The sequence below is a fragment of the Mesobacillus zeae genome (genome assembly GCF_003570705.1).
Taxonomy (GTDB): domain Bacteria; phylum Bacillota; class Bacilli; order Bacillales; family Cytobacillaceae; genus Mesobacillus_C; species Mesobacillus_C zeae.
This window is the reverse complement of sequence record NZ_QWVT01000055.1, coordinates 1-3977: the sequence shown is the minus strand read 5'-3', so window position 1 is coordinate 3977 and position 3977 is coordinate 1. Positions and strand designations below refer to the sequence as shown.

The 3977-nt window shown below is 33.7% G+C and carries 5 protein-coding genes; 3 read left to right on the top strand and 2 right to left on the bottom strand.

Annotated features, from left to right (window positions below; all coding sequences use genetic code 11):
• Positions 1-112 precede the first annotated feature (112 nt).
• Together D1970_RS21320 and D1970_RS21315 are read right to left on the bottom strand one after the other, a co-directional pair.
• The gene (locus D1970_RS21320) at positions 113-433 is read right to left on the bottom strand and encodes a YciI family protein (protein ID WP_119114862.1); all 321 of its coding nucleotides are present in this window, start codon (positions 431-433) and stop codon (positions 113-115) included.
• 288 nt (positions 434-721) lie between these two features.
• A complete protein-coding gene (locus D1970_RS21315) occupies positions 722-907 on the bottom strand; it encodes a hypothetical protein (RefSeq protein ID WP_119114861.1) in 186 nt (61 codons plus the stop codon).
• Between the two features lie 658 nt (positions 908-1565).
• Here D1970_RS21315 and D1970_RS21310 point away from each other — a divergent pair.
• Genes D1970_RS21310 through D1970_RS21300 form a run of 3 tightly spaced genes read left to right on the top strand, consistent with a single transcriptional unit; the run spans position 1566 to position 3875 of the window.
• Positions 1566-2225 carry an ArsR/SmtB family transcription factor gene (locus D1970_RS21310; RefSeq protein WP_119114860.1) on the top strand — a complete coding sequence of 220 codons (660 nt, stop codon included), beginning with the start codon at positions 1566-1568 and terminating at the stop codon, positions 2223-2225.
• Between the two features lie 15 nt (positions 2226-2240).
• Positions 2241-2561: a DsrE family protein gene (locus D1970_RS21305; protein WP_119114859.1), complete on the top strand. Its 321-nt coding sequence runs from the start codon at positions 2241-2243 to the stop codon at positions 2559-2561.
• A 36-nt stretch (positions 2562-2597) separates the two neighbouring features.
• Positions 2598-3875, top strand: coding sequence for an MFS transporter (locus D1970_RS21300; RefSeq protein ID WP_119114858.1), 1278 nt, complete (start codon positions 2598-2600; stop codon positions 3873-3875).
• Positions 3876-3977: the final 102 nt, after the last annotated feature.

The following is a 3977-nucleotide window of genomic DNA, read 5'->3' as shown; positions in this document are numbered from 1 at the left end:
TAAGTCAAAAGTATTGACTTATATTAGCTGGTATTATGGAATAACTTAAAATATGGTCTTAACCCTAAAATCATATAATTTTGGTTATCCGAGAATGAATAATAACTTGTTCTTATTCCGCTAAATTATTAAGAGTTTGTGGTATGTTCAATAACCAATTATTATCCTCGTTTGCTTCAATTAATTCATTTACTTCATATGTAGCATAATAACCTTCTTTGATAAATGGATCACTCTCAACAAAATTTATTGCCTCGTTAACGTTTTTACAAATTAATATTTGCATAGCTTTATCATTATCTTTAAAAGGTCCACAAATAAAAAGTTTTGATTCATTGTTTAATTTTTTTAGGTGTTCTACGTGTTTATTTAATAAATCCTTTGTTAGTTCACCTTTCTTTTTATCTTTTAAAATTGCTACAAATTTTCGCATAAAATATACCCCCGATTTCAATGAAAAGAGAACATACGTTCAATATTATTGTAACTTTTCTTCAAACCATCCTCAACTATATGGCCCTAGAATGGAAAATGAGCACTTATCCTTGTTCAAGTATAGCGCCCGATTGCTGAATATCGTTATTGAAGTAAAGCCCCTATAGTTTATAGTATAATATTTCACAATCTTACTTTTGAATAAGAAAAAATGCGGCCTTCTTCTCGAAGAATCGCACTCGTTAAAAATATTTTATTGTCCTCTTCTCTATTTCGAATACTACAGTTATTGTTTTGTTGACGGGAATTTTGCGATATTGAAAAATTCCTTTTTTTGTTGCTTCATTAAAAGAAGAAAAGAGCTTAAAACGATTGTAAAAAAAGAGGCTAATTGTACTGTAGTTGCACCATCAACAATATAACTAGCAAACCCCAAAGCAAATAGAATTACAGCAATTATTGGAATAAACATCTTTGTTCAACCTCCTTATAAGGAAATAATCAATAAATATCTTATATTTACATAATAACATTTTAAATTGAGGATATACTAATTTTTTTATGTTCAGTTATCTTATTACTAAACTGTTACTTTATTCCACTAACTGCCCCGTTAGCTTAAGTACATTTCTTCACAATCTCCATTTCTCTTACTAATCGTTATTAAACAATCTGGCCCGATTGCGGAACAAAAAATCTAGCCATACTGGATTTTTGATCCAACTTTATTATAAACAATCCAACTTTTTTATAAATGATAGGAATATCTTTCAAAGCTAAAAAGGACCGCACATATTTGATATGTATAATATGTGCGGTCCTTTTATTTTCATATACTAAAGCATTATGACCCTAAGATAATATCAATGCAGGATTTTTTCTTGTTCCACAATCGGGCCATTGAATTGAATAAAAATCTCTAATAAAATTGGATATTTGTTATTACCGTTTATAAAAAAGTTGCACTGTTTCCGAAATACCGGCGTCAGCGCATCGAGATAGAATCTTAACAATGTAAATTGCCAAAATCCTGACGATACCCCTTAAAGAAGAAGTAATTGACAAAGTTAATATTTACGATTATTATCCAACTATTCAATAAATTAATTGAATAGTTGAGGGGGGTTTACTTGCTTAATGAACGAAATTTAAAAGATTTATTATATCAAGAGTTCGCAAGGATAGGGAAAAGTTTATCAAGCCCTAAACGATTGGAAATTCTTGACCTTTTATCACAAGGACCTAAGTCTGTTGATGCTTTAGCAAAAAATACAGCCATGTCTGTTGCTAATGTATCTCAACACTTGAAAACTCTTTTCAATTCGAGGTTAGTTAAGTTTAAAAAGGACGGAAACTACGTCATTTACGAACTAGCTGATGAAGTAATTTCTGATTTTTTAAACTCGTTGCATGCATTATCAGAAAAGCAGCTTATGCAGGTACAACATATAAAAGAAGAGTTTTTAAATAATCAACTTGGCTTAGAAGGCATAACTCTTTCAGAACTTAAAGATCGAATGGATAAAGGTGAAGTTTTACTGTTGGATGTTAGACCGAAAGAAGAATATGAAAAGTCTCATATTCCTGGTGCTGTTAATATTCCTATCGAAGAATTAGACGATAAACTATCGTCTTTGCCAGCCAATTTTGATGTAGTTGCTTATTGCAGAGGACCTTATTGTTTGATGTCGGCTGAAGCAGTGGAAATTCTGAAGGCAAAAGGGATTAATGCATTTCGATTGGAAAATGGCGTTAGAGAATGGCAACAATTAAAGAAAATAATACATTAGTTGGAGGGATAAAAAATGAAATTAGGGATCATTTTGGAGACAATGGAACCTGAGAAAGCATGGAATGCTTTTAGATTTGCTAATACTGCATTAAAAAAAGAACATGAAGTTAAAGTTTTCTTAATGGGTGAAGCCGTTGAATGTGAAAACATTGAACATCCAAGGTTTAAAGTTAAGGAAGAAATGAATAAATTTGAGGATCTAATGGGAGAACTCTTGGCTTGCGGAACATGTTTAAAATCTAGTTTACTAGATGAAGCATCTTCTTGTGCGATTTCTACAATGGATGATTGTGTGAAGGTTGTTGAATGGGCTGACAAAATGGTTACTTTTTAATCCTCAAGATAAATAAATTGTGAGGAGGTGTTTTAAGTGTTCGCTAAAGCACAAGAACAAGATTCAATCGAGAGTTATATAGATTCACCAGAAAAGCTAAAAAAGTTATATAGACGAGTGCTGTTCGTTGTGAGTCTATCACAAATCTTTGGTGGGGCAGGGCTTACAGCAGGAGTTATTGTAGGTGCACTATTGGCTCAACAAATGCTTGGGACTGATGCTTATGCAGGAGTGCCGGCAGCTTTATTTACTTTAGGTTCAGCAGGAGCAGCTTTAATCGTTGGAAAACTTTCTCAACGATATGGACGCCGTACAGGTTTATCGACAGGTTTTATTGTAGGTGGACTCGGTGCAATTGGAGTAGTTATTGCTGCAATAATAAATAGTGTAATTTTATTATTTGCTTCTCTACTGATTTATGGTGCAGGGACTGCGACAAATTTACAAGCTCGTTATGCAGGGACTGATTTAGCAAACAAGAAACAAAGAGCAACTGCTATTAGTACTACGATGGTTATGACAACATTCGGGGCTGTTGCAGGCCCGAATCTAGTAGAAGTTATGGGGAAATTTGCTAGTCAAATTGGTGTTCCGTCACTTGCAGGTCCATTCATATTATCAGCTATTGCATTTATCTTAGCTGGTCTTGTACTTTTTATTATGTTGCGTCCCGACCCATTATATATTGCAAACAGGATAGCAGCTTATAAACAAGAATATGAGCATGTAAATAGATCGGATTTTGTTGATAAAGCAATAAATAAAAGAGGTCTAACGGTTGGTGCCACGGTTATGATTCTTACTCAAATTGTAATGGTTGCAATTATGACTATGACACCGGTACATATGAAACATCATGGTCATAGTCTAGCCGATGTTGGAATTGTTATTGGTTTTCACATAGGTGCAATGTATCTTCCCTCACTTATTACAGGCGTCCTTGTAGATAAAGTGGGTCGAACAGCCATGAGCATAGCGTCGGGCATTACATTGTTATTCGCTGGTTTAATAGCAGCATTCGCACCAAGTGATTCAATGATTCTGTTAGTAATTGCTCTATCTTTACTTGGATTGGGATGGAACTTTGGCTTAATTAGTGGTACTGCTCAAATAGTTGATTCTACAGAACCTTCAACACGTGCGAAAACTCAAGGAACACTTGATGTATTTATTGCATTAGCAGGAGCTTCGGGCGGAGCTCTTTCGGGAATGGTAGTAGCTAATACAAGTTATGCTACATTATCTTTAAGTGGAGGACTATTATCCTTAATTCTCATACCTGTTGTGATTTGGTCCCGTAGAGGTAGAGCATAATTATATAAATTTAAAAATGAGACAACTTTAAAGAATGTTGTTATATAAAAGTGTAGCAAGGGTTTTATTGGGAGCGTCAATAATTTTGTGTAAATGACGAAA